Annotated in this window: 6 protein-coding genes, 1 other RNA gene and 1 pseudogene; all 8 read right to left on the bottom strand. The window is 48.7% G+C overall.

The features are described 5' to 3' along the window. Nucleotides 1-31 precede the first annotated feature (31 nt). Nucleotides 32-426: a transfer-messenger RNA gene (ssrA, locus tag P5683_RS22345) on the bottom strand. A gap of 143 nt (nucleotides 427-569) precedes the next feature. Then, nucleotides 570-1,553, bottom strand: a complete 984-nt coding sequence (mdh, locus tag P5683_RS22340; RefSeq protein WP_006625539.1) for a malate dehydrogenase — start codon at nucleotides 1,551-1,553, stop codon at nucleotides 570-572. 213 nt (nucleotides 1,554-1,766) lie between these two features. After that, complete coding sequence (locus P5683_RS22335) at nucleotides 1,767-1,982, bottom strand: NAD(P)H-quinone oxidoreductase subunit O (RefSeq protein ID WP_006625538.1); 216 nt, start codon at nucleotides 1,980-1,982, stop codon at nucleotides 1,767-1,769. 219 nt (nucleotides 1,983-2,201) lie between these two features. Further along, nucleotides 2,202-3,116: a DNA-formamidopyrimidine glycosylase gene (locus P5683_RS22330; RefSeq protein ID WP_006625537.1), complete on the bottom strand. Its 915-nt coding sequence runs from the start codon at nucleotides 3,114-3,116 to the stop codon at nucleotides 2,202-2,204. Nucleotides 3,117-3,214: 98 nt separating this feature from the next. Continuing rightward, a complete protein-coding gene (locus P5683_RS22325; RefSeq protein ID WP_006625536.1) occupies nucleotides 3,215-3,448 on the bottom strand; it encodes a photosystem I reaction center subunit IV in 234 nt (77 codons plus the stop codon). A gap of 168 nt (nucleotides 3,449-3,616) precedes the next feature. Beyond that, a complete protein-coding gene (locus tag P5683_RS22320) occupies nucleotides 3,617-4,369 on the bottom strand; it encodes an MORN repeat-containing protein (protein ID WP_006669957.1) in 753 nt (250 codons plus the stop codon). 131 nt (nucleotides 4,370-4,500) lie between these two features. Continuing rightward, nucleotides 4,501-5,595: a hypothetical protein gene (locus P5683_RS22315; RefSeq protein ID WP_315641059.1), complete on the bottom strand. Its 1,095-nt coding sequence runs from the start codon at nucleotides 5,593-5,595 to the stop codon at nucleotides 4,501-4,503. Between the two features lie 27 nt (nucleotides 5,596-5,622). After that, nucleotides 5,623-5,690: pseudogene (locus P5683_RS26550) on the bottom strand (transposase); the annotation flags it as partial.

Here is a 5,690-nt window from a genome sequence, read left to right as displayed (position 1 = left end):
CCGCGATAGCTACTAGACTAGGGTTTACTGAAAATGGAGCATATGGGAATCGAACCCATGTCCAAAACGACTATTTACGCCCTGCTCGTTCACAGACATAGCCCCTCTAATCCTTAGGGCGGGAACCGTCACTTATCCCTGACGGTAGGATTCTCTAGTAGAGTCTTTTTCAGTTAAGCTACCAGAGAACGCTTAACCGAAGCATCCGTTGGGGTTTAACCCACAGTCCTTAACGGAGTCAAACCGTGAGTGCTCGAACCTATAGGAGGTATTCGTTATTAAGCAACAGCGGCTTTAACGCGAGCGAAAGGTACGACGTTGTTCGCACTTACATTTTTTTTGAACCTTTGATTTTCGAGAGGAGGCTCACTCTCGGCCTGAATCACAAGGTCGGTTTGATCGTCCTGTCGAAACCAGTAATGCCCCGTGTATACAAATAATGATAGATGATAAATCCCAGACTGTCAAGGGCTTTGGTGAAACTGTCTGTGGTCCGCAAGAGTTAAGGAAGGGGAGGGGTTTTGTCGGGGCGGGTACGTCATGGCACTACTAAGACCCGCCCCCGGCGGCTAAACAGCAGCAGTGGCCGCTAAAACCGCATCGGCTTTTTCAATACCTTCGCGAACCGATTGAGCGCAACTGTTGAGTGCTTCGCGTTCATTGTCTGTGAGGTTTAATTCCAGAACGCCCTCTACGCCTCGACATCCCAACCAACAGGGAACCCCTAGGAAAATATCCTTCATGCCATATTCTCCCTTGAGATAGGCAGAAGTTGGCAATAGACGACGACGGTTGAGTAAAATAGATTCTACCATAGTCCGCACGGAGGAAGCGGGAGCATAATAAGCGCCGCCAGTTTTCAGAAGTCCGACTATTTCCGCCCCCCCATTACGAGTGCGAGCAATGAGACGATTAATGGTTTCAGCATCCATTAACTCTGTAATGGGAATGCCATTAACTGTAGAATAACGGGGAAGGGGAACCATTAAATCGCCATGACTTCCCATAACGGTTGCATTAACATCGACAACGGAAACGTTTAATTCTGTGGCGATAAACGCTTGGAAGCGGGCTGAGTCTAACACTCCTGCCATTCCCATAATCCTAAAAGGTTCGATTTGGCTGACCTGCCAAGCTATATAAGTCATTACATCCAAAGGATTGGTAACTATGATAATGACTGCATTAGGGGAACTGGCGATCACATTAGTAACAGCACGAGCGACAATAGGGGCATTAGTTTCGATTAAATCATTACGATTCATGCCCGGAGTCCTAGGGCGACCGGCTGTAATTACGACAATATCTGATCCGGCAGTATCTGCATAATCATTAGTTCCGAGAATTTTGCGATCGTGACCTTCCACTGATCCAGCTTGCATCAAGTCCAGGGCGACCCCTTGGGGTAAACCCTCCACCACATCAAGTAATACGACATGGGCGACATTACTCTCTGCTATGCGCTGGGCTAGAGTACCACCTACTTTACCTGCCCCAATTATGGAAACCTGGGTAGGGTGACATGAAGGAGGAAAAAACATACTAGAAGCCATCTGCATATACCAATTATATTTTTATTAACGGTGTCTCTGCAATATGGGAAGTCATGGCGGGTTAAGCAGGGGTAGCCCTAATTTGAAGCCACCCCACCACCCGTAGGATTATGGGAATCATACCCTACCCTGCGGGTGTTAGTACCCTAGCCTAGTTATGTACGGATATTAGGGTTAACTGCGTAGTCCGATCGCGCCTCGAGTCGCACATGGCTATTTAGCGGGTTCCAATTGATCAATCCGCAACCATATAGCTGGTGTAGGGACTCGACCAAATTTGACAAAGGCATAATCTCCCTTGGTTTCCATGACTTCCCCTTTAGTTTCAAACAAATAGGGAGGTAAGCGGGAGTCGCTGGCGGTCACTTCTAGGCTATTTTCTAATTTTTCCCGAACGGCGTGAACAAAATCTCCGCGTTTAATAGTCATAGCGAGTAGGATAGCAAATGATAAATGAATCTATCCCAAATTTTAAGGGCTTGTGAGTTAATTTGATGTCAAGGATTCTGCGATCGTGGGCGAATCATAACAGACAAGGCATTCATTGCCTCTACTGATTCTGGCTTCCCTAACTGAGCACTGCAAATTGTATTTTACCGTTACTGATGGTAGACGTAGCTTTATGAACATCTATCTTAACAATCGAGATCAGGAGAGATCAGAATCGAGTGAAGGTTGACACCTAGGGCAGAAATGGGTGCCGCGTCCCGATAGTTTAATTTTAGCGATGGGGGTTTGACAAACTCGACAAGGTTTCCCGCCGCGTTGATAAACCCAGGCGTGGCTACCGTAGTTCCCGTTAACGCCTTGGACGTTGAGGAAATTACGAATAGTTGTGCCACCGGAAGCGATCGCCTCTTGCAAAACCTCGACAATGTGGGTACACAGGCGATTAACTTGGTCTTCACTGAGACGACGGCTAGGAGTTGTGGGTTGAATTCCCGCTAAAAATAATGCCTCGTCCGCGTAAATATTACCCAAACCAGCCAATATAGCTTGGTCTAGTAAAGCCGTTTTAATCGGTCTTTGGCGGAGTCGCAGTTTGTTGGCTAAATACTCAGGGGAAAATTCATCGCTAAGGGGTTCTGGTCCCAATTCCCGTAAACCAGAAATCACATCCATCACCGCCATACCAGGGGGAACCCACCAGATTTTACCAAAAGTCCGCTGGTCAACAAATCTCAATTCTCGTTCCCCCTGCAAAAACAATCTCACCCTGGTATGTTTATGTAAAGGTTGATCAGAAGTCAGCCACAAAAGTTGTCCGGTCATCCGCAAATGCACACCCAGCCAGCCCCCGTCGCTTGTCTTAGTCTCGATTGGGTCTTTTGATGTGAAAATAGGATTTGATGGCTGTGATGGCGCTTGTAGTTGCGCTAACAGATATTTTCCCCGCCTATACCAATGGTTGATGGTAGTGTTGGTAAGTTGGGCGATAAATTCCACAGCAGTGGGGTGAGCGATCGCACTATCTAACAGGACATCCGCACCCACTATAGGCTGATTGAGGGTCATCTGATTTAGACCCTTTCTAACGGTTTCAACTTCAGGTAACTCTGGCACAGCAAAACAAGCAGATATAAAGTGACTGCGATTAAAACATTAACAGGCGGCAGGCACTCTATGGCACTGCCGCCAGGGGGATTAGCCGAGAGCCTAGTTTACTTCTTAGCTGCTTTAGCTGGTGCTTCTACTTCCACCAACTCAGCTTCAGCAAAGTTGTTAGTGTTAACGCCGCCATCAACACCGCAGTAGGCGTTGTAGTTGACCTTATCAAAACGAACAATCACAGGATAGCGAATCCCGCTTTTATCCACGGAAACAACTGTTCCCACTTCTTGGAACCAATAGGACTCTTTACGAAGAATGCGAACTTTAGAACCACGTTGAACCATTGGTTTATTTTCCTCTATGTCTAAAATGCGTTAATCTTCAGCCTACTACTGGATCAGCCATCTTATTCACTTCACTTTTTTAAGTTTTATTGCTAACCTACCCACAGGACTGGGGCTTCCGTGAGGGAGATTTCCCCAAAACTGCTGATTTGTGGTGACTTCGACCGTTCACTCTTGCCGTCTACCATCGCGGAAAGTACCGGGGAAACGTTGTCCGGCGGTGTTAATGAGAACACCTTGGCCGTGGGGGATACCGCCGCGCAGTTCCCCTTCATAGCGAAAACCGTTAGGGAAGGTACAATTCCCGCTTCCGTCGAGGGCCTGATTAAAAAATTCTCCTTGGCAGGTAGTCCCATCTGTGCGGGTTAAGGTTCCCTGTCCAAAGGGTCCCCCGGCAAAAAATCTTCCCTCAAAGCGATCGCCATTGCTATAAACAAACTGTCCGCTACCGTGGGGTTGGCTGCTGGTGTTACCGCTACCCACTTCCGTGACCAGTTGAAACTCACCAATATAGCGATCGCCATTGGCAAAAATCACCGTTCCGTTGGTAATCTGGCCATCTCTAAACACTCCCACTACACGGGAATCATCAGCAAAGATAAACACACCTTGACCATTAGGGAGACCATTGCGAAATTCTCCCTCAAAGCGATCGCGGTTAGCATAGACAAAGATACCGCGTCCTTCTGGGCGACCGTTGACAAAACTACCCGTAAAATTATCTCCCCCTTCGTAGTTGCACGTCACCTGACCAGTAGGTAGTTGTCCTTCACATATGGGGGGGCGACCGCCTTCTGTTTGGGCATTAGCTGGCAGTGCAACTAACAAAGCCACAGAGCCACCAAGCGCCATTCTGCTGACCAGAGACTGCGTGAACCGTCCTAGGGTAACAAAGCCAAATTTTTCAACTAAATTCAACATAATACTCAACCCATGACATTGATAATTTCTGGGTTATCAAACCCAAGGGAGTTTTAGATCAACGACTGACCTCAACCACCGGGGATATAGATCCAAGCCAGGCAGAGTAGTCGCCTAAAACCCCCAATTAGTTAGGACTGATTACGAACAAAATTGTTGATAGTTTGTGGCATTACAATCGTGTTAGCCTCATCCCCAAAGGGTCCGCTAACCTCACCTACCATTCTAGCAACTTCAATGCCGTTCTGCTCAAAGATGACAATCGGATCGCTGTCTCGGCTAAACTTCACCCGCTTGATCAGAACTTCTCCCCCTGCTATGCGCTGACCAACACTCACATAACGACTCGTGGGTTCATTAGGAGCCTTAACAATAATTCTCGTATCATCTCCAGTTCTCAGCACTCCGGTTACCTCTATTCCACGAGCTAAATCAGTCGAAGGGGGTGGTGGCGGCGCGGCTGGGGCGACGGGTGGAGGAGCATTAGGGTCAACCCATGCGGGTGGTCTGGAAGTGAGGGGGAGTTGAGGCAGATCTGGCACTCCAGCTACAGCTAGATCTGGTAATTCTGCTACTGGTTCAGCCAGTCCGGGTCGTCCGTTGGCTACTCCTGGCTGTCCGGTGGGGGTTCCGGGTCGTCCGTTGGCTACCCCTGGCTGTGCGGTGGGGGTTCCGGGTCGTCCGTTGGCTACTCCTGGCTGTCCGTTAGCTACCCCTGGCTGTCCGTTGGCTACCCCTGGCTGTCCTGGTACCGTAGTAACCGCAACAGGAGTTCTCCATTGGGGTGGTTGCATAGCCACAGGAAGACTGGGTAAGTCCGGCACTTGTCTAGTGGGTAAGGCGATCGATTCACTGTCTGCTTGCACGTCTGGGGGTCTATCTGCAATAACCGGTGGAACCGGTCCAAAGGGGTCAAGTTGTTGACCAGGAATCGGAATAGTTGCCGGTGCAGCAGGTACTCCATTTCTGCCGGGCAGAAGCTGTCTCAATCGTTCCTCTGATTTGGTAGACTGAATCAAACCTGCTTCTGGCGGAGGAGTTTCAGTAACTAGAGGATCTTCAAATGGTGTTTCTGCTGTAGTTTCCTCTTCCGATGGGTCAACTGGGGTTGTTTCTTCTGTGGGAGTTGGAGTCAATGTAATTTCCTCCTCCGGTGGCTCCGAAGCACAACCCCCTAGCCAGAGTGATAAAACCCCCGCTACAATCACAAATAGAACTTTACGCATTGCCTATCCCCAATGATGCTGATACATTTACGCGACATTTTTCCGGCTATTGCCTGACAATGCGACGATAGCACTATTACCCGTTAAGGTAACAG

The organism is Limnospira sp. PMC 1279.21 (genome assembly GCF_032349615.1).
GTDB lineage: Bacteria > Cyanobacteriota > Cyanobacteriia > Cyanobacteriales > Microcoleaceae > Limnospira > Limnospira fusiformis.
Note: the sequence above shows the minus strand (reverse complement) of the source record. Positions and strands in the feature narration are given on the sequence as shown.